Raw genomic sequence first — 19,152 nt, 5'->3', positions numbered from 1 at the left:
CCCGCCGATCTGCTCATATAGGCTCGGGGCGCTCACGACTCGTCAGCCGATGACGTCCGCGGCCTGCACCCGCAGGGCCCGCTCGATGCCGTCGCGCCCCTCGATCACCTGGCGGCGCAGGGAGTCCCGGCCCTCGCCGAGCTGGCTGAGGAACTGCTCCGAGGCCTCCAGCACGTCCCGGTCCACCACCTGGGGGAACAGCCCGGTGATGATCTGCTGGGAGATCTCGTGGGACAGCTCCTGCCAGACCCGCTCGATCGCGGCGAAGTAGCGGGGGATGAACGGGCGCAGCAGGGAGCTCTTGGTGGTCGCGTTGAACCCCATGATCGCGGAGCGCTGGATGACGTTGGGCAGGTCGTGGTGCTCCACCACCTGCTCCCACACCCGGTTCTTGGCCTCCGCGGTGGGGATCGCGGCCTTCGCCTGGGCGGCCTTCTGGGCGCCGGTGGAGGTGTTGTCCTCGGCCGCGGCGGCGTCGATCTCCGCCTCGTCGGCCCGCCCGGCCGCGGCCAGCGCGATCAGCAGACGCCAGGCCAGGTCCCGGTCGATCTCCAGGCCCTCCAGCCGCTGCTGACCCTCCAGCAGCGCGCGCACGGTGTCCTTCTGCTCCTCCGTGGTGGCGTGGGCGGCGAAGGCCTGCACGAACTGCAGCTGGCGGTCCGACCCGGCCGGGGCGGACTGGGCGATCTCCCACAGCCGCTGTGCGGCCTTCTCCCGGGTGGCCTCCTGGGCATCCGAGCGCACGTACATCTTCAGGGTCGTAGCCAGGTTGCGCAGCTGCGTCATGATCGAGGTGGAGTCCGTCTCCGCGTCGATGTTGTTCAGCACCAGGTCCACGAACTGCCGGGCCGGGATCTGCCCGTCCCGGGTGCCGTCCCAGGCCGCCCCCCACACGACGGCGCGCGGCAGGGACTCCTCGAAGTCGCGCAGGTGCGCCACGGCCGTATCGAAGGAGCGCTCATCCAGCCGGACCTTGGCGTAGGCGAGGTCCTCGTCGTTGAGCAGGATCAGATCCGGGCGGGCCCGCCCGGCGACGCCGGGGATCGCGGTGCGCTCGCCCTCGACGTCGAACTCCACCCGGTGGGTGCGCACCAGCTTCCCGTCCCGCAGGTCGTAGAACCCGGCGGTCATCCGGTGCGGACGCAGGGTCGGGTAGTCGTTCGGGGCGGTCTGGATGACCTCCACGGACTCCAGGGTGCCGTCCTCGGCGGCGGTGATGGAGGGGGTCAGGGTGTTGACCCCGGCCGTCTCCAGCCAGACCTTGGACCAGGAATCCAGCTTGCGCCCGCTGGTGGACTCCAGCTCCGCGAGCAGATCCGCCAGGGTCGCGTTGGACCAGGAGTGCTTCTCGAAGTAGGAGCGCAGCGCCCGCATGAACTCCTCCTGGCCCACCCAGGCCACCAGCTGGCGCAGCACGGAGGCGCCCTTGGCGTAGGTGATGCCGTCGAAGTTGACCTGCACATCCTGCAGGTCGTTGATCGGGGCGACGATCGGGTGGGTCGAGGGCAGCTGGTCCTGGCGGTAGGCCCAGGTCTTCTCCGAGGCGCCGAAGGTGGTCCAGGCGTGGGTGAACCGGGTGTTGGACACGGCCGCCAGGTGGGACATGAACTCGGCGAAGGACTCGTTGAGCCACAGGTCGTTCCACCACTTCATGGTCACCAGGTCCCCGAACCACATGTGCGCCAGCTCGTGCAGGACGGTGATGGCCCGGCGCTCCACCATGGCCTCGGTGGGCTTGGAGCGGAAGATGTAGTCCTCCAGCATGGTCACGCACCCGGCGTTCTCCATCGCCCCGGCGTTGAACTCGGGGACGAACAGCTGGTCGTACTTCTCGAAGGGGTAGGGGACCCCGAACTGCTCCTCGTAGAACGCGAAGCCCTGCTTGGTCAGGGTGAAGATGTCCTCCGCGTCCAGGTGCTCGATCAGGGAGCGCCGGGCGTAGAGGTCCAGGGGGATCTCCCGGCCCTCGGCGTTGGTCAGGGAATCCGAGACCTTGGCGTAGGGCCCGGCCACCAGGGCGGTGATGTAGGAGGAGATCCGGGGGGTGGGGCGGAAGCGCCACACCGCCTGCTCGCCCTGCTCCTCGCGGGAGTCCACCGGCTGGTTGGAGATCACCGTCCAGGCGGCCGGAGCGGTGACGGTGAAGGTGAACTCGGCCTTCAGGTCCGGCTGCTCGAAGACGGCGTACATGCGCCGGGAATCGGGCACCTCGAACTGGGTGTAGAGGTAGACCTCGTCGTCCACCGGGTCCACGAAGCGGTGCAGGCCCTCGCCGGTGTTGGTGTACAGGGCTTGGGCCTCGACGGTCAGCTCGTTGCTCTCGGCCAGCTCCGGCAGCTGGATGCGCACCCCGTCGGAGACCTCCGCGGGATCCAGGTCCCGCCCGTTCAGGCGCACCCGCTGCACCGAGTCGGTGACCGCGTCGATGAACGTGGAGGAACCCGGCACGGCGTCGAACACGACGGTGGTGGTCGAGGCGAAGGTCCGGGCGGACCCGGTCAGGTCCAGGCGGATGTCATAGGAGTGCACGCGGGTGACGACGTCGGCGCGCTCGGCCGCCTCCTGGCGCGTCAGATTCATTCCGGGCATGGGCGCGTGGCCTTTCATCGGGGACAGCGGTTTCAACCTGACTCTCAGGGTATTACACCCCACCGGGTAGTGTGGGCGGGGCCGGGCCCCATGCGGCCCACACCCCTAGCACCGCACAGGCCCCGCCGCTTCGCGGAGGCCGCGACCGAGGAAGCGAGCAGCGACGTTGCGCATCCACATCGCCACCGACCACGCCGGGCTGGAGCTCAGCCGCTACCTGGTGGACAGCCTCACCTCCGACGGCCACGAGCTGGTCGACCACGGGCCGCAGACCTATGACCCGCAGGATGACTACCCGGCGTTCTGCATCGACGCCGCCATCGCCGTGCGCCGGGACCTCGACGCCGGGCGCGAGGCCCTCGGGATCGTGCTCGGGGGCTCCGGCAACGGCGAGCAGATGGCCGCGAACAAGGTGCCCGGCATCCGCGCGGCCCTGATCTGGAGCGAGACGACCGCGGCACTGGCCCGGGAGCACAACGACGCGCAGATCGCCGCGGTGGGTGGACGCCAGCACCAGAAGGAGGAGGCCCTGCAGATCATCCGCGTCTTCCTGTCCACCCCGTTCAGCGGCGACGAGCGGCACGTGCGCCGCATCGGCCAGATCGGCGAGTACGAGCGCACCGGGGGGATCGCCGGCAGCGTTCTGGACGCGGATGCCTGAGGGCCACTCGATCCACCGGGTCGCCCGCCGCTTCGCGGAGGGCTTCCTCGGCCAGACCCTGCGGGTCTCCAGCCCCCAGGGGCGCTTCGCCCAGGGAGCCGCCCTGCTGGACGGGGCGCGGGCGATCACCTCCCGGGCCCACGGCAAGCACTTCTTCCTCGGCTTCGACAACGACCTCACCCTCAACGTGCACCTGGGGATGTACGGGGCGTGGACCTTCGGCGGGGATGAGACCTTCGCCGCCGCCTCCTCGATCGGGGCGCCCCGACGGATGGCCGAGCGGGAGACCGCCGGCACCGAGGCAGACGACGCCCCGGCCGCCTACGCCGGGCCGCCGGCCCCGCGACCCACCACCCGGGTGCGCCTGGTGGGGGAGCACGGCTACGCGGACCTGGTGGGGGCCACGATCTGCCGGGTCCTGGAACCCGCCGGGGTGGCGGCCCTGGACGCCCAGCTGGGCCCGGACCCCCTGGACCCGCAGGCCGACCCCGAGCCGTTCTACGCCGCGGCGGCTGCGACCTCCCGACCCATCGGCGCGGTGCTGATGGATCAGAAGGCGGTGGCCGGCATCGGGAACATCTTCCGCGCGGAGAGCCTGTTCCGGGCCGGTCAGCACCCGCACACCCCGGCAGCTCGGGTTCCGCGGGAGCGGCTGGAGCTGCTGTGGCGGGACAACGTCACCCTCATGGAGGCCGCCGTGCGGCTGGGTCGGATCGTGACCACCGCCCCGGAGCACCGGCCCGGGGTGCCCGCCGAGCGGGCCTGGCGCGAGCACGCCAACTACGTCTACCTGCGCCACGGACGCCCCTGCCGGGTCTGCGGACAGGACGCGATCGTCGTGGAGGACCTGGGCGGGCGCAAGCTCTACTGGTGCACCGTCTGCCAGGCCCCGCGCTGAGCGGCCCCGGAGGCGAGGACCCCGAGACCGCACACACGCCGAGACCGTACGAAGGTGCCGAGACCGGACCCGTCGGGTACGGTCTCGGCGGCGTCGCGACCGGCGTCAGGAGACGACGAAGCCCCGCCACCGGAGGGTGACGGGGCCGTGAGAGGGGATGACGGGAATCGAACCCGCGTCATCAGTTTGGAAGACTGAGGCTTTACCATTAAGCTACATCCCCGCGCTGCGCGAGGAACCGACCCCGGAACGGGGGGCCTCGGCGGACCACCTCATCGAACACCACCGGCTCGCCGGGCGTCAAATCCGCTGGCGCGCTCCGGGCGGCACCAGCACCACCCACAGGAGACGCGGGACGGGCCCCGCGGTGGCCGTTCCGGGTGGATGCGGCGAGCAGACTGCGCGAGCATGATTCGCAATGCGAGGGCGAGACGCTAAACTGACCTGAGGCTGACGGGGTGTAGCGCAGTGGCTAGCGCGCCTGCTTTGGGAGCAGGAGATCGCAGGTTCGAGTCCTGTCACCCCGACGGTGGAGGGGCCGGATCTGCGACGTCGACGCGGCGTTCGCGCGGCCCTTCTCCGATCACACGTGCGCGGCGCATCCCGCCGTGTAGGCGAGCACGCCGCAACCCGCCCGCTCGGGCATCCGCGCGGGCTCCATCCAAGACGACCCGTAGGAGACCAACGGACGTGAAGACCACCGTCGAGAAGCAGAACCCCACCCTGGCCAAGATCCAGGTCGATGTGCCCTTCGAGGAGTTCAAACCGTTTCTCACCAAGACCTACAAGGACCTGGCCAACCAGATCCAGCTGCCCGGCTTCCGCAAGGGCAAGGTCCCCGCGGCGCTGATCGACCAGCGCGTCGGCTACGACTTCGTCGTGGAGAACGCCCTGAACGACGCCCTCAACGGCTTCTACCAGCAGGCCCTGGCCGAGAACGAGCTGACCCCGCTGTCCCAGCCCGAGGTCGACGTCGTAGCCAAGCCCGAGTCTGACACGCGCGAGAAGGACATCCAGGTCTCCCTGGAGGTCACCGTGCGCCCCGAGATCGAACTTCCCGAGTACACCGGGCTGAAGATCGAGGTCGCCGACGCCGAGGTCACCGCCGAGGACGAGCAGAAGGCCCTGGACGAGCTGCGCTCCCGCTTCGGCACCCTGAAGGCCGTGGACCGCCCGGCCGCCGAGGACGACTTCGTGACCCTGGACCTGCAGGCAACGATCGACGGCGAGGAGGTCGACGCCGCCAACGACCTGTCCTACCAGGTGGGTGCCGGGACCATGCTCGAGGGCCTGGATGAGGCCCTCACCGGCCTGTCCGCCGGGGAGGATGCGACCTTCGAGACCCAGCTGGCCGGCGGTGAGCACTCCGGCGAGGACGCCACCGTGAAGGTCAAGCTGAGCGCCGTCAAGGAGCGCGAGCTGCCCGAGGCCGACGACGACTTCGCCCAGATGGCCTCCGAGTTCGACACGATCGACGAGCTGAAGGAGGACCTGAAGAAGCAGGCCGCCCAGGCCAAGGTCGCCGAGCAGGGCGCCGAGGCCCGGGACAAGGCCCTGGACCGCCTGGTCGAGCTGGTCGAGGTCCCGGTGCCGGAGAAGGTCATCGACGAGCAGGTCGAGCAGCACTTCTCCAACCCCAACGCCGAGGCCGACCACGACTCCGAGGAGCACCGCGCCGAGGTCCGGGAGAACACCGAGCGGGCCTTCCGCAACGAGGTCATCCTCGACGCGATCGCCGAGAAGGAGGAGATCGGCGTCGAGCAGGCCGAGCTGATCGACTACATCATCACGATGTCCTCCCAGTACGGCATGGACCCCAACCAGTTCGCCCAGATGCTGGACTCCTCCGGGCAGGCCGGGATGATGGTCGGCGAGGTCCGCCGCTCCAAGGCCCTGGCCAAGGTGCTGGAGCAGGCCGAGGTCGTGGACGCCTCCGGCAACGCCGTGGACCTGAGCTCCTACCTCAACCCGCAGGGCGAGCAGGAGACCGCCGAGGAGACCGCCCAGCAGGACTGATCCCCTCCGCCCCTTCGCGCTCGCTGAGCGACGACGCCGCCCCGACCCCCTCCCGCCTTGAGGAGGGGAGTCGGGGCGGCGTCGTTCTGCCGTCCAGCCCCCGGCAAGCCAACAGCGAACTGGCTCGGGCACCCGTGGGCGCGCGGGCGTCGGCCTACTACTGTCGTAGACAGACACCAGCGGAGAAGGCCCCCGCCGACGCCCCGTCCCGGGTGGACGGGGGCCTGCCGCTCAGCGACGAGAAGAGGACACACCACCGATGGCACAGCAGCTTTCCGCCCACGGTTCGGCCCCGCAGATGAGCCGCGAGCCCCGCGGTCAGGACGACCACGTCTACAACCGTCTGCTCAAGGAGCGCATCATCTGGCTCGGCTCGGATGTGCGCGATGACAACGCCAACCTGATCTGCTCCCAGATGCTCCTGCTCTCCGCGGAGGACCCGCAGGCGGACATCTACCTGTACATCAACTCCCCGGGCGGATCCATCACCGCCGGGATGGCCATCTACGACACGATGCAGCTGATCCCCAACGACGTCGTGACCATCGCCACCGGCATGGCCGCCTCGATGGGGCAGTTCCTGCTCTCCTCCGGGACCCCGGGCAAGCGCTACGCGACCCCCAACGCCCGGATCCTGATGCACCAGCCCTCCGGCGGCATCGGCGGCACCGCCTCGGACATCCGCACCCAGGCCGAGCTGATCCTGGACATGAAGAAGCGCATGGCCGAGCTGACCGCGCAGCAGACCGGCAAGTCCGTGGAGCAGATCCTCGAGGACAACGACCGGGACAACTGGTTCACCGCCCAGGAGGCCCTGGAGTACGGCTTCTTCGACCACATCGCCCAGTCCGCCGGCTCCGTCTCCGGCGGCGGCGGGACCCTGAAGCACTCCTGAACCTCCCCGGTCCGCCACGCACACCCCACCTCTTCCCAGGAGACACGAGACTTCCATGAACTTCACCTCCCCGCAGGCCCAGGCTTCCGGCCTGACCATGCCCACCGACCGGTACGTGCTGCCCTCCTTCGAGGAGCGCACCCCGTACGGCTACAAGCGCCAGGACCCCTACGCCAAGCTGTTCGAGGACCGCATCATCTTCCTCGGCGTGCAGGTCGACGACGCCTCGGCCGATGACATCATGGCCCAGCTGCTGGTCCTGGAGGCCCAGGACCCGGACCGGGACATCGTCATGTACATCAACTCCCCGGGCGGCTCCTTCACCGCGATGACCGCGATCTACGACACGATGCAGTACATCCGCCCGGAGATCCAGACCGTGTGCCTGGGGCAGGCGGCCTCCGCGGCGTCGGTCCTGCTGGCCGCCGGCACCCCCGGCAAGCGCCTGGCCCTGCCCAACGCCCGCGTGCTCATCCACCAGCCGGCCCTGGCCGGGCAGCAGGGCGGGCAGGCCTCGGACATCGAGATCCACGCCAACGAGGTCATGCGCATGCGCACCTGGCTGGAGGACACCCTGGCCCTGCACTCGAACAAGACCAGCCAGCAGGTCAACAAGGACATCGAGCGGGACAAGATCCTCACCGCCAAGGACGCCCAGGAGTACGGCCTGATCGACCAGGTCCTGGAGTCGCGCAAGATCAACAAGCCGCAGATCAACACCCAGGACTGATCCGTTCGGATCCGTCATCTCGCAGCGCCCCCGCGTCATATCCACACCCTGCGCAACAGGGCAGACGCGGGGGCGTCGCAGCCGGTAGCCTGGTATCCGATGCGCCCGCCCGACGGCGGCCCGGACCCTGCGCGCGAGCGGGCCCACCGCCCGCGCATCCCGCCCTCGTCGCCGCGTGAAGTGAGGAACCATGTCCCGTCTCGGTGAGACCGCCGACCTGCTCAAGTGCAACTTCTGCGGCAAATCCCAGAAGCAGGTCCGCAAGCTCATCGCCGGCCCCGGGGTGTACATCTGCGATGAGTGCATCGAGCTGTGCAACGAGATCATCGAGGAGGAGCTCAGCGAGGTCACGGAGCTGGCCTCCGCGGAGCTGCCCAAGCCGCGGGAGATCTACGAGTTCCTCCAGGAGTACGTGATCGGCCAGGACTCGGCCAAGCGGGCCCTCGCGGTGGCGATGTACAACCACTACAAGCGGATCCGGGCCAAGGACTCCGCGACCCCCGTGAGCGGTCAGCAGCTGCTGGCCTCCGGCGGTGAGGACGTGGACATCGCCAAGTCCAACATCCTGCTGGTCGGGCCCACCGGCTCCGGGAAGACCTACCTCGCCCAGACGCTGGCGCAGAAGCTGAACGTGCCCTTCGCCGTCGCCGATGCCACGAGCCTGACGGAGGCCGGCTACGTCGGCGAGGACGTGGAGAACATCCTGCTCAAGCTGATCCAGGCCGCGGACGGGGACGTGAAGAAGGCCGAGACCGGGATCATCTACATCGATGAGATCGACAAGATCTCCCGCAAGTCCGAGAACCCCTCGATCACCCGCGACGTCTCCGGGGAGGGGGTGCAGCAGGCGCTGCTGAAGATCCTCGAGGGCACCGTCGCCGCCGTGCCGCCCCAGGGCGGGCGCAAGCACCCGCAGCAGGACTTCGTGCAGATCGACACCACCAACGTCCTGTTCATCGTCGCCGGTGCCTTCGCGGGCCTGGAGGAGATCGTGGGGGCGCGCGTCGGGAAGAAGGGCATCGGCTTCGGCGCTCCCATCGAGCAGGCAGCCCAGGAGACGGACATCCTGCAGAAGCTGCTGCCGGAGGATCTGCTGAAGTTCGGGCTGATCCCGGAGTTCATCGGGCGCCTGCCGGTGCTGGCCAGCCTGTCCGAGCTGGGGGAGGAGGACCTGGCTCGGGTGCTCACCGAGCCGCGCAACGCCCTGGCCAAGCAGTACCAGCGGATGTTCTCCTTCGACGACGTCCGCCTGCACTTCACGGACGACGCCGTGCGGGAGATCGCCCGCCTGGCCATCTCCCGCGGCACCGGGGCCCGCGGTCTGCGCGCCATCATGGAGGAGCTGCTGCAGCCGGTGATGTTCGAGATCCCCTCCCGGGAGGACGTCGCCGAGGTGGTGGTCACCGCCGAGGCCGTGCGCGGGCAGAGCGAGCCGGAGATCATCACTCGGGAGGAGCTCGAGGCGCAGCGCAAGAGCGCCTCCTGAGTTTCCCGGTCCGAGGGTACCGGGACACTGTTCCGGCCGATCCCGTCGTCAGACCTCATCCATGAACGCAAGGAGTCCGCAGCATCGTGCACAGCATCCCCAAGGTCCTGATCCGCGAATACGGGTCCCCGTTTCTCACGACGTCGGCGATCTTTCTCGGCGTCGTCCTGGGCATCCCGCAGGAGCGCTCCCAGAACTGGGCGCTGGTGCCGATCGTGATCGGCTTCGTGGCGGGTCTGGCGCTGCTGCCGCGGACGCTGGCCGATGCGAAGGACCCCGAGCTGGAGCGGGCCAAGTACTCCTCCCGCCGGATGATCCTCTGGCGGGCCCTCGTCCCGTTCCTGTTCGTCACCGCGTGGATCGCAGCGGCCTTCATCGTCAGCCGCACCGCGGCGACCTACCGCTTCAGCATCTTCGGCAACGCGACCCTGATGATCATCGTCCTCGCGGCCATGGCGGTGTTCTCCGCTGTGTCCTACCTCGCCGGGGTGCGCCGGATGGAGGAGATCGCGAGGGAGCGGGACGACGCGTCGCCCTCCCTCTAGCCGCGTGCCCGGGGCGGGACCGGCCTTGACTCTCCGGTTCCACCTCTGTTGTTCTGGAGATCACAGCACGCCGAGAGGAGACGGCCTGATGATGAGCCCGCCCTCCGCACCTGAGGCGCCGGCCCCCTGGAAGCTGGGGCTGCGCGGGCTCGCCCAGCCGCTCGGCGTGGTCGCGGCCGTGCTGGTGTGGACCGCGTTCCGCGGGGATGACCCGTGGATCGCGCCGTCCTCCCTGCTGGGCCTCGCCGTGGCCGTGGTCGTGGGCGTCCTCATCGAGTGAGCCATGAATCGATGGATCCCCGAGGTCACCTAAACCCGCTACCGCCGCACCAGCCCGCAAGCGATCGGCTGGCGGATCGGCTGCGGGCTGGGCGCCTGGCTGGCCTGCCTGGCGCTGTTCGGCCTCATCGTGCTTCTCGGCGGGGCGGTGACCGCGGTGGACGGGATCATCCTCGGGGCGGAGCTGGCCGTCGGGGTGATCGCGGCGGCGCTCTGCTTCCGCTGGGAGCTGCGCCAGCTGCGCAGTCGGAGCGCCGCCGGGGAATAATCGGGGTTCCTGCGCGGCTGTGCTGGACGGCAGCGGCCCCGGAAGGGGCCCGACGCGACCCGAGAAGGAGCACACGCCATGACCGAGAAGGTCGAGTACTGGTTCGATCCCATCTGCCCGTGGGCCTGGATGACCTCCCGCTGGATGACCGAGGTGGGGGGCATCCGCGACGTCGAGGTCACCTGGAATCCCTTCAGCCTGAGCCTCCTCAACGAGGACAAGGACATCCCCGCCGACTACCGCGCCCACCTGGACCGCTCCCGGGGACCGGCCCGCGTGGCCATGGCCGTGCGCGAGACCCAGGGGCAGGAGAAGGTCAAGGCCTTCTACGACGCCGTCGGCACCGCGATCCACCCGGAGAACACCGGGGAGCAGGACGAGACCAAGCGCCTCCGCGAGGCCATCGAGCGGGCCCTGGAGCAGACCGGGCTGCCGGCGGAGCTGGCCGAGGAGGCCGAGAAGGACACCTACGACGACGCCCTGCGCGCCTCCAACGCCCGCGCGCTGAAGCTGGTCGGAGACGACGTCGGCGTGCCCATCATCGCGTTGGAAGGTGCGGCGTTCTTCGGCCCCGTCATGTCCCCGGCGCCGACGGGCGAGGAGGCCGGAAAGGTCTGGGACGGGGCGCTCGCCCTGGCCTCCTACGAGGGGTTCTTCGAGCTGAAGCGCTCCCGCACCCGCGGACCGCAGTTCGACTGAGCCGCCCGACCCCGCCGCGAGCGAAGGCCCCGGCCGCCGATTCCCGATCCCGGGAAGGGCGGCCGGGGCCTGCGCGCATCGGGGCGGCTCCCGCGCCCTCGTGCCCGCCGGGGCTCACCCCCGGTCGGAGGATCCGCCGCGCGCCGCGCTCCGGGTCTCGCGCCGATCCTTCCGCTTCTGCGCCTTGCGCCGGCGCAGCGTCTGGCGGGCCGCCCACGTGTAGTTGATCGCGTCATCCGAGGTGTACTCGATCATCGCGAACACCTGGCTGGCCATCACCACGAACACCGCGTAGGTGATCGAGGAGTCCGCCGTCCCGTTGAACACCTCCACCGCGGTGGCCACGAAGCTGACCAGCAGCAGGGCCAGGCTGATCTGCCGGGCCCGGTACCGCCCGCGCACCACGTTGATCGCCAGCAGCACCTGCACCAGCGCGATCACGGCGATCGCCGCCGTCACCAGCGCAAGGGTCACATCCCACAGGTCGCTGCCCGTGTCCGCGGCGAAGGCCTCCGCCGCGTCGATCAGCCGCTGCTCGCGCACCGACCGGGTGAACTCCGGGGTGAACAGCCGGTACAGGCTGCGTCCCATCTGCAGCAGGGCCACCAGCGAGACCAGCGCCCCGGCCAGCCAGACCTGCGGCGGCGCCTTCTCGGCCAGCTGGGAGAGGTTCCGGTGTCCGCGCGGCCCGCGGGCCTGCTCCCCGGAATCCTCCTCGTGGTCCCCGGGCACCACCTCGTCCAGGTCCACGATGGGCAGGTTCCCGTCCGTGCGGATCTGGTCCCCGCCGCCGTTGCGGGAGTTGTACCCGCTCATGAACCCCTCCAGCACCCGGACCGAAGCCTCGGGGCTGGTGTAGCCAAGCGTCTGGACCACGTAATCCCGCTCCAGGTCCGTGGCCGCATCCACCTTGTGGGTGACCTGCAGGGTGAACAGGGACAGCCCGACGGCGTTGTCGTAGGTCGCGGCCGCGACCCAGTCCGCCCGCTGCCCGCCCGGCAGCATCCAGTCCTCCGGGGTCTTCCAGAAGCGCACGTGATGGCGCTTGGACGGGTTGCCGTCCACCTCCTGCTGGTACGCGAAATCCTGGCGGCGCCCGAACAGCAGCAGCGGGGAGACCGGCGCGGACGGGTAGGAGCGCTTGGTCAGCGAGGAGATGATGATCTGCCACGAGCTCTTCAGCGTCACCGGCTCCGCCATCGTCCACCCGGCCCGGCGCATCGCCTCGTGGATGTCGTCCTCCTCCGCCAGGAACGCCAGGTTCACCGGATCCCCGAGCAGGCCGTCACCGGTCTGGGTGCGGCCGAAGAAGTAGTCCGGGACGTAGATGGTCGTCATGATCCGGTGGAAACGCGGCAGGGCCAGGTACGCCGCCAGCCCCCAGAAGATCAGGATGAACAGCACCGATCACCAGCTCATGTGCACGGCCTGGGTCAGGGCCACCACGGCCAGCCAGATCGAGGCGAGCCCGGCCAGGATGAAGTAGACCTTGTCCGGCCAGTCGTCGATCAGGCGCCGCTCGTCCTGCAGCTGCTGCTGCAAGCGGGTCTGCTGAGTCTGATCCGTATCCCCCTGGTACTCGGGGTAGTGCGGGTCCCGCCCGCGGCCCTCGGAGGTGGCGTAGCGGGACGGGCCGCGCCCGGCGGGCGAGGCTTCCGCCTCGACCGCCGGGCGCGGCTGCTCGGTCTCGGAGCGCTCAGCGGGCATCGGCGGCGTCCTCGGCGGCCAGGTGCACCGAGGCCACGGCCAGCTCCGCTCCGGTCTGCGCGAGCAGCCGCAGCTCGCGGACGTTGCCCGCGGCCTTCAGGTCCTCCGCGCCCTCGGCCAGCAGGTCCAGCACGGCCTGCTCGGCGCGCACGGTGGCCTCGAGGACCTCGGTGCGCTGCTTGACCTTCGCCTCGGACTTGGCCTTGCGCACCCCGGACAGGGCGCGGCCGACGACGTCGAGGACCTCCGCCTGCCCGGTCACGCCCGCGTAAGCCTGCGTGCTCGGCCACTCGGCCCGGTGCACCGAGGCGCCCTGCTCGACGCCGCCGCGCCACCAGGACCACACCTCCTCCGTGGCGAAGGGCAGGAACGGGGCGAACAGCCGCAGCAGCGCGTCCAGGGTCGTGGCCAGCGCCGCGTGCACCGAGGCCTGCTCGGCCTCACCGCGCCCGCCGTAGGCCCGGTCCTTGACCAGCTCCACGTAGTCATCCGTGAAGGTCCAGAAGAAGGTCTCGGTCAGCTGCAGGGCCTTGGCGTACTCGTAGTCCTCGAAGGCCTGCGTGGCCTCCCGCACCACCTGCTCCAGCCGGGCCAGCAGGGCCCGATCCAGCCCGTTGACCACCACCGTCGCGTCCGCGCCGCGGCCGATCACCGAATCCGCGGTGACCCCCTGCATGAGCACGAACTTGGAGGCGTTGAGCAGCTTGATCGCCAGACGCCGGCCGATCTTCATCTGCCCCTCGTCGTAGGCGGTGTCCGCCCCGAGGCGGGCCGAGGCGGCCCAGTAGCGCACGGCGTCGGCCCCGTACTTGTCCAGCACCTCGTGGGGCACCACCACGTTGCCCTTGGACTTGGACATCTTCTTCCGGTCCGGATCCAGGATCCACCCGGACAGGGCCGTGTGCCGCCACGGCACGGAATCCTCCAGGGAATCCGCGCGCACCGCGGTGGAGAACAGCCAGGTGCGGATGATGTCGTGGCCCTGCGGACGCAGATCCATCGGGAACGTGCTGGCGTGCAGCCCGTCGTCCTCGCCCCACCCGGTCGCGATCTGCGGGGTCAGGGAGGAGGTGGCCCAGGTGTCCAGCACATCCGGGTCCGCGGTGAACCCGCCGGGCTGATCCCGCTGACCCTCGGCGTAGCCGGCCGGGGCCTGTGCGGCCGGATCCACCGGCAGCTGCTCCTCGGCGGGCAGGATGGGGGAGGAGTAGTCCGGCTCCCCGTGCTCATCCACCGGGTACCACACGGGGAAGGGCACGCCGAAGAACCGCTGGCGGGAGACCAGCCAGTCCCCGTTCAGGCCCTCCACCCAGTTCTCGTACCGGCTGCGCATGAACGCCGGGTGCCAGGAGATCTCCCGACCCCGCTCGATCATCGTCCTCCGCCGGTCCTCGTCGCGACCGCCGTTGCGCAGGTACCACTGCCGGGAGGTCACGATCTCCAGGGGCTTGTCCCCCTTCTCGTAGAACTTCACCGGGTGGGTGATCCGCCGCGGCTCACCCTCCATCTCCCCGTTCTCCCCGAGCATCTCCACCACGGTCTTCTGCGCGGTGAACACGGTGGCCCCGGCGATCCGCTCGTAGCGGGCCCGGGCGTCCTCGTCGGTGATCCATTCCGGGACCTCCCGGGCGAAGCGCCCGTCCCGGCCGATCAGCGCGCGGGTCGGCAGATCCAGCTCCCGCCACCAGGTCACGTCCGTGGTGTCGCCGAAGGTGCAGATCATCGCGATCCCCGCGCCCTTGTCCGGCTGCGCCAGCTCGTGGGCCTTCACCGGAACCTCGACGCCGAACAGCGGCGAGGTCACGGTGGTGTCGAACAGCTCTCGGTACCGCTCATCCTCCGGGTGCGCCACCAGGGCCACACAGGAGGGCAGCAGCTCCGGGCGGGTGGTCTCGATCCACACCTTCTGCCCGTCGGGCCGGTGGAAGGAGATCCGGTGGTAGGCGCCCTCGCGCTCCTTGTCCTCCAGCTCCGCCTGGGCCACCGCGGTGCGGAAGGTGACGTCCCACATGGTCGGGGCCTCGGCCATGTAGGCGTTGCCGGCCGCCAGATCCCGCAGGAACGCCCGCTGGGAAACCCGGCGGGAATGGGCGTCGATGGTCCGATACGTGCGATCCCAGTCCACGGACAGGCCCAGGGTCATGAACAGGTGCTCGAAGACCTTCTCGTCTTCGACCGCCAGCTCCTCGCACAGCTCGATGAAGTTCTGCCGGGAGATCACATCCCAGTCCCGCTGGTTGCGCGCCGGCTTCTCCGGCGGGCGATACCCCTCCACGTACGGCTTCGACGGGTCGCAGCGCACCCCGTAGTAGTTCTGCACCCGCCGCTCGGTCGGCAGGCCGTTATCGTCCCAGCCCAGCGGGTAGAACACGTTCTTCCCGCGCATCCGCTGGTAGCGGGCGATCACATCCGTCTGCGTGTAGGAGAACATGTGTCCCACGTGCAGGGAGCCCGACGCCGTGGGCGGGGGAGTGTCGATGGAGTAGACCTGCTCGCGGCTGGTCTGCGCGTCGAAGGCATAGGTCCCGGCCTTCCGCCAGGCCTGCGAGTACTTCTCCTCCAGGCCCTCCAGTCCGGGCTTGTCGGGGACGGTGGTGCGTGCGGGCGCGTCTGTGCCCTGGTTGATCTCAGCCATGCCGCCCATTGTCTCACGCACGCCGCCGTGAGCCGTCGGCCCACCGGGCCCGGCTCCACCCGGTCCGGATCGGCTCCGGCCCGGTCAGTCCAGCTCGGTGAACTTCCGATCCCAGGAGGCCCGCACCGGATTCGCCCCGGCCAGCAGCGCGTCGAAGCGGTCGTTGGCGATCTCCACGATCTGTGTCAGCGCCACCCGGTGCTCCTGCGCGGCCGAGTTGGCCAGGCGCCGCACCCCCGAGCGCAGCACCCGATCCACCGAATCCGTGGTGGACAGGTACGCCACCCACGGCATCCCGAAGCGCTCGCGGTACTGGGCGGCCAGCTCCTGCAGGGCCGCCAGCTGCGCATCGTCCAGGTCCTCCAGCCCCAGGGAGCCGCGGTCCCGGGAGATCCGGGCGTGCTCCTCCTCGGGGGCGGTGATCAGCTGGGCCATGTCCGGGTAGTCGTGAATCAGGGCCTCGCGCCGCTGGCGGGGCGCGGTGAGCACGGCCACCTGGATCGCCTCGCGCAGCGCGGCGACGTCGGCGAAGGGTCGGGACTCCCAGGCCTGCTCCAGCGGCCAGGTCTCGCGGTTGAACAGCTCACCCAGGGCGCGCACGAAGCCCTCCCGGTCCAGGGCGTTGATCTGCTCCAGGGTCAGACCCTCGCCCTCCGGGGAGCGAGCGATGAGCCCGCCGCTCTGGCGACCCACGTGGAAGAACAGCAGGTTCAGCACGATGGCCGTGATGGACCCGGCGATCATCCCGGAGGAGAGCAGTATCTGCGCCCAGGAGGGCAGCACCTGGGCGATCTCCGGCTTGAAGGTCACCAGCATCGCCAGCGACAGGGCGGTCGTGACGATCACCGCGTTGCGGTTGTCGGACATGTCCGCCCGCCCGATGGTCTGCATCCCCACCCACGCGACGTTGGCGAACAGCGCCAGGGAGGCAGCACCCAGCACCGGCGAGGGGATCGAGGCGACGACGGCCCCGGCCTTGGGCAGCAGCCCGAGCACGATCATCAGGACCGCCGCGGCCGCGGCCACCCACCGGGATTTCACCCCGGTGATGCGCACCAGGCCCACGTTCTGGGCGAAGCAGGTGTACGGGAAGGAGTTCAGCACCCCGCCCAGGGTCGTGGAGACGCCGTCGGCCCGGATCGCCGCGGTCACGTCCTTCGCCCGGATCCGCTTCTTCACGATCTCCCCGGTGGCGAACACGTCCCCGGTGGTCTCCACCATGGTGATCATCATGACGATGACCATCATGAGGATCGCCGAGACGCTGAACTGCGGGATGCCGAAGTAGAAGGGGGTCGTGATGCCCAGGGCATCGGCCCGACCCACCTCGTCCAGGTGGGCATCGCCCAGCAGCAGGGCGACCGCGGTGCCGGCCACCAGCCCGATCAGCACCGCGAGGGTGCCCAGGAACCCGTGGAAGAAGCGCTGGACCAGCACGATCACCAACAGGGTGCCCGCGGCGTAGGCGATGGCCCTGGCGTCCGGGGCGTCCTGGGCGTGGTCCACGACGTCGTTCGCGGAGACCGCCAGCAGCGAGGTGCCCATGCACAGCAGCACCGAGCCGGTGACCACCGGCGGGAAGAAGCGCAGCAGCCGGGAGAAGACCGGGGCGGCGAAGAACGTGAACAGCCCGGAGACGATCACGGCCCCGTAGATCATCGGCAGGCCCTCGACGCCGCCGCGCCCGTCCGTGGCCCCCAGCCCGATCGCGATGATCGGGGCGACGGCGGTGGTGGTGACGCCCTGGATGATGGGCAGGCGCACCCCGACCCGGCGACCCAGACCCACCGACTGGATCAGGGTGGCCAGACCGCAGGTCAGCAGATCCGCGTTGATCAGGTGGATCGTCGTGGCCGCATCCAGGTGCAGGGACTGGGCGATCAGCAGCGGCACGATCACCGCGCCGGCGTAGAATGCCAGGACGTGCTGGACGCCCAGCGCCGCCAGGCGGGGGAACGGAGGGACGCGGTCGACCGGGTGGCGCACGGGCGCGGATGCAGGGAGGCTCACCCCATCGAGGGTACCGCCGCAGAAGACCTCCCATCGTCCGGGTCACACGATCGTCATCCGGGCGTCGCTAGGGTGGGGGACATGAGCGAGACCACCGCATCGAGCACCACCCGCACCGCCGTCGTCACCGGAGCGTCTTCCGGGATCGGGCGGGAGACAGCCCGTCAGCTGCGCGCCGAGGGCTGGACCGTGTACGCCGCGGCCCGCCGCGCCGAGCGCCTGGAGGAGCTGGCCGAGCAGACCGGGGTGATCCCGCACCCCCTGGACGTCACCGATCCCGAGGCGGTGGCGGCCCTGGCCGAGCGGGTGCGGCGGGAGCACGGACCGCTGGACGCGCTGCTGAACATCTCCGGCGGCGCGATCGGCATGGACGCCGTGGCCGACGGCGATCCCGAGGACTGGCGGGCCATGTACGAGGTCAACGTCCTGGGCACCCTGAACACCGTCCGCGCCTTCCTGCCGGACCTGCGCGCCAACGGGCGCGGCACCGTGCTGAATCTGACCTCCACCGCCGCGGAGGCCGGCTACGAGGGCGGCGGCGGCTACAACGCCGCGAAGTTCGCCGAGCGCGGCCTGACCGAGGCGCTGCGCCTGGAGGAGGCCGAGCACAACGTGCGCGTGATCGAGATCCGCCCGGGGATGGTGCGCACCGAGGAGTTCTCCCTGAACCGGCTGGGCTCCCGGGAAGCCGCCGATGCCGTGTACCGCGGGGTCGAGCAGCCGCTGACCGCCGAGGACGTCGCCCGCGTCAACGTCCTGGCCGTGACCCTGCCGCACCACATCGCCCTGGACACCGTGACCCTGCGCCCGGTGGCCCAGGCCGCCCAGCACAAGGTCATCCGCCGGGACCCCTCGTGAGCGGGCACCGGCCGGCCCGGCCGGACACCCAGGACCCGCTGGACCCGGACGAGCGGCGGGCCCTGTCCGGGGTGCACCTGGTGGTGTGCGGGCATGGCACCCGCAGCGCGCTGGGCCAGCGGACCATGGCCGCCCTGGTGGATGCGATCCGCTCCCTCGCCCCCGGACCGGTGCACGCCGCCTCGGTGGACGTGCAGGAGCCCTCCGCCGACGCGGTGGTCGGCGCCCTGCCCCCTGATCGCCCGGGGGTCATCCAGCCGCTGCTGCTGTCCACCGGCTACCACACGCGGGTGGATCTGCAGAACGCTGCCCGGCGGCATCCCGGACTGCGCCGCGGACACGGCATGGTCGTGGCCCGGGCCCTGGGCCCGGACCCGGTTTTGGCGGCCCTGCAGGTGCGGCGGCTGCGAGAGGCCGGGTGGAGCCCCGAGGTGGAGCCGGGCGCCGTCGTCATGGGGGCGGCCGGCTCCTCGGTGACCGCCGGCCGGCGGGCCGCCGCCCGGCAGCGGGACCTGCTCGCCGATGCCCTGGGCCTGCCGGTGCACCTGGGCTACGGCGCCGGCCGGCCCAGCATCGCCGAGGTCGTGCGCGCCGCCGGCAGCGAGGCGGATGCGGTGGCCTGCTCCTCCTATCTGCTCACCCCGGGGACCTTCCAGGACCGGCTGGCCGCCGCCGGTCCGCAGCGCCTGGCCGGACCCCTGGTGGAGGCCGAGGACGAGGCGGGGCTGCGCGCCGTCGCCCTGCTGGCCCTGCGCCGGGCCGCGGCCGCCGCCGGGGGCGGCGAGGTCGAGGTCGAGACCCAATCCACCTGATCCCGGCACCGACGGCGCCCCGGGCGGCCCCCGCCTCGCCGGACGCGCGCCCCGGGGTGCTCGC

16 protein-coding genes and 2 tRNA genes are annotated in these 19,152 nt (G+C 70.6%); 12 read left to right on the top strand and 6 right to left on the bottom strand.

Going from position 1 to position 19,152, the window contains the following annotated elements; genetic code table 11:
- Nucleotides 1-42 precede the first annotated feature (42 nt).
- A complete protein-coding gene (gene pepN / locus KKR01S_RS07455; RefSeq protein WP_061225670.1) occupies nt 43-2,589 on the bottom strand; it encodes an aminopeptidase N in 2,547 nt (848 codons plus the stop codon).
- Between the two features lie 166 nt (nt 2,590-2,755).
- Between pepN and KKR01S_RS07450 the strand changes: the two genes are divergently transcribed.
- Together KKR01S_RS07450 and KKR01S_RS07445 are read left to right on the top strand one after the other, a co-directional pair.
- Nucleotides 2,756-3,250: a ribose-5-phosphate isomerase gene (locus KKR01S_RS07450; RefSeq protein ID WP_061225669.1), complete on the top strand. Its 495-nt coding sequence runs from the start codon at nt 2,756-2,758 to the stop codon at nt 3,248-3,250.
- Nucleotides 3,243-4,148, top strand: a complete 906-nt coding sequence (locus tag KKR01S_RS07445) for an Fpg/Nei family DNA glycosylase (protein WP_061225668.1) — start codon at nt 3,243-3,245, stop codon at nt 4,146-4,148. The genes KKR01S_RS07450 and KKR01S_RS07445 overlap by 8 nt, the downstream gene beginning before the upstream one ends.
- 152 nt (nt 4,149-4,300) lie before the next feature.
- Here the strand turns inward: KKR01S_RS07445 and KKR01S_RS07440 are convergent.
- Nucleotides 4,301-4,371, bottom strand: a tRNA-Gly gene (locus tag KKR01S_RS07440).
- A 231-nt stretch (nt 4,372-4,602) separates the two neighbouring features.
- Between KKR01S_RS07440 and KKR01S_RS07435 the strand changes: the two genes are divergently transcribed.
- The 8 genes from KKR01S_RS07435 (at nt 4,603) to KKR01S_RS07400 (ending at nt 11,066) form a co-directional block, all read left to right on the top strand.
- Nucleotides 4,603-4,675 (top strand) — tRNA-Pro (locus tag KKR01S_RS07435).
- A 163-nt stretch (nt 4,676-4,838) separates the two neighbouring features.
- Complete coding sequence (gene tig, locus KKR01S_RS07430) at nt 4,839-6,164, top strand: trigger factor (protein WP_061225667.1); 1,326 nt, start codon at nt 4,839-4,841, stop codon at nt 6,162-6,164.
- Nucleotides 6,165-6,423: 259 nt separating this feature from the next.
- A complete protein-coding gene (locus KKR01S_RS07425; protein ID WP_061225666.1) occupies nt 6,424-7,059 on the top strand; it encodes an ATP-dependent Clp protease proteolytic subunit in 636 nt (211 codons plus the stop codon).
- A 55-nt stretch (nt 7,060-7,114) separates the two neighbouring features.
- A complete protein-coding gene (locus KKR01S_RS07420; protein WP_058730251.1) occupies nt 7,115-7,789 on the top strand; it encodes an ATP-dependent Clp protease proteolytic subunit in 675 nt (224 codons plus the stop codon).
- 190 nt (nt 7,790-7,979) lie between these two features.
- Entirely contained in the window at nt 7,980-9,275 is a 1,296-nt protein-coding gene (clpX, locus tag KKR01S_RS07415) for an ATP-dependent Clp protease ATP-binding subunit ClpX (RefSeq protein ID WP_058730252.1), read from the top strand.
- An 86-nt stretch (nt 9,276-9,361) separates the two neighbouring features.
- Entirely contained in the window at nt 9,362-9,820 is a 459-nt protein-coding gene (locus KKR01S_RS07410) for a hypothetical protein (protein WP_058730253.1), read from the top strand.
- 88 nt (nt 9,821-9,908) lie between these two features.
- On the top strand, nt 9,909-10,100 hold the full coding sequence (locus KKR01S_RS07405) for a hypothetical protein (protein ID WP_058730254.1): 192 nt from the start codon (nt 9,909-9,911) through the stop codon (nt 10,098-10,100).
- Nucleotides 10,101-10,445: 345 nt separating this feature from the next.
- A complete protein-coding gene (locus tag KKR01S_RS07400; protein WP_058730255.1) occupies nt 10,446-11,066 on the top strand; it encodes a mycothiol-dependent nitroreductase Rv2466c family protein in 621 nt (206 codons plus the stop codon).
- Between the two features lie 114 nt (nt 11,067-11,180).
- Here the strand turns inward: KKR01S_RS07400 and KKR01S_RS07395 are convergent, their stop codons facing one another.
- The 4 genes from KKR01S_RS07395 to KKR01S_RS07380 all read right to left on the bottom strand — a co-directional run bounded on the left by KKR01S_RS07395 (nt 11,181) and on the right by KKR01S_RS07380 (nt 17,394).
- Nucleotides 11,181-12,470 carry an LssY C-terminal domain-containing protein gene (locus tag KKR01S_RS07395; protein WP_061225665.1) on the bottom strand — a complete coding sequence of 430 codons (1,290 nt, stop codon included), beginning with the start codon at nt 12,468-12,470 and terminating at the stop codon, nt 11,181-11,183.
- Nucleotides 12,471-12,473: 3 nt separating this feature from the next.
- Nucleotides 12,474-12,773 carry a hypothetical protein gene (locus KKR01S_RS07390; protein WP_061225664.1) on the bottom strand — a complete coding sequence of 100 codons (300 nt, stop codon included), beginning with the start codon at nt 12,771-12,773 and terminating at the stop codon, nt 12,474-12,476.
- Nucleotides 12,763-15,408, bottom strand: a complete 2,646-nt coding sequence (valS, locus tag KKR01S_RS07385; protein ID WP_061225663.1) for a valine--tRNA ligase — start codon at nt 15,406-15,408, stop codon at nt 12,763-12,765. The genes KKR01S_RS07390 and valS overlap by 11 nt, the downstream gene beginning before the upstream one ends.
- An 84-nt stretch (nt 15,409-15,492) precedes the next feature.
- Nucleotides 15,493-17,394, bottom strand: a complete 1,902-nt coding sequence (locus tag KKR01S_RS07380; protein ID WP_099049752.1) for a solute carrier family 23 protein — start codon at nt 17,392-17,394, stop codon at nt 15,493-15,495.
- A gap of 105 nt (nt 17,395-17,499) precedes the next feature.
- Between KKR01S_RS07380 and KKR01S_RS07375 the strand changes: the two genes are divergently transcribed.
- Nucleotides 17,500-18,276 (top strand): SDR family oxidoreductase, encoded by a 777-nt coding sequence (locus KKR01S_RS07375; protein WP_058730257.1) that lies wholly within the window; start codon nt 17,500-17,502, stop codon nt 18,274-18,276.
- Entirely contained in the window at nt 18,273-19,088 is an 816-nt protein-coding gene (locus KKR01S_RS07370; protein ID WP_058730258.1) for a sirohydrochlorin chelatase, read from the top strand. Before KKR01S_RS07375 ends, KKR01S_RS07370 begins: the two co-directional genes overlap by 4 nt.
- The last annotated feature ends 64 nt before the right edge of the window (nt 19,089-19,152 follow it).

Source organism: Rothia kristinae NBRC 15354 (genome assembly GCF_001570865.1).
GTDB lineage: Bacteria > Actinomycetota > Actinomycetes > Actinomycetales > Micrococcaceae > Rothia > Rothia kristinae.
This window is presented reverse-complemented; position numbering and strand designations above follow the sequence as displayed.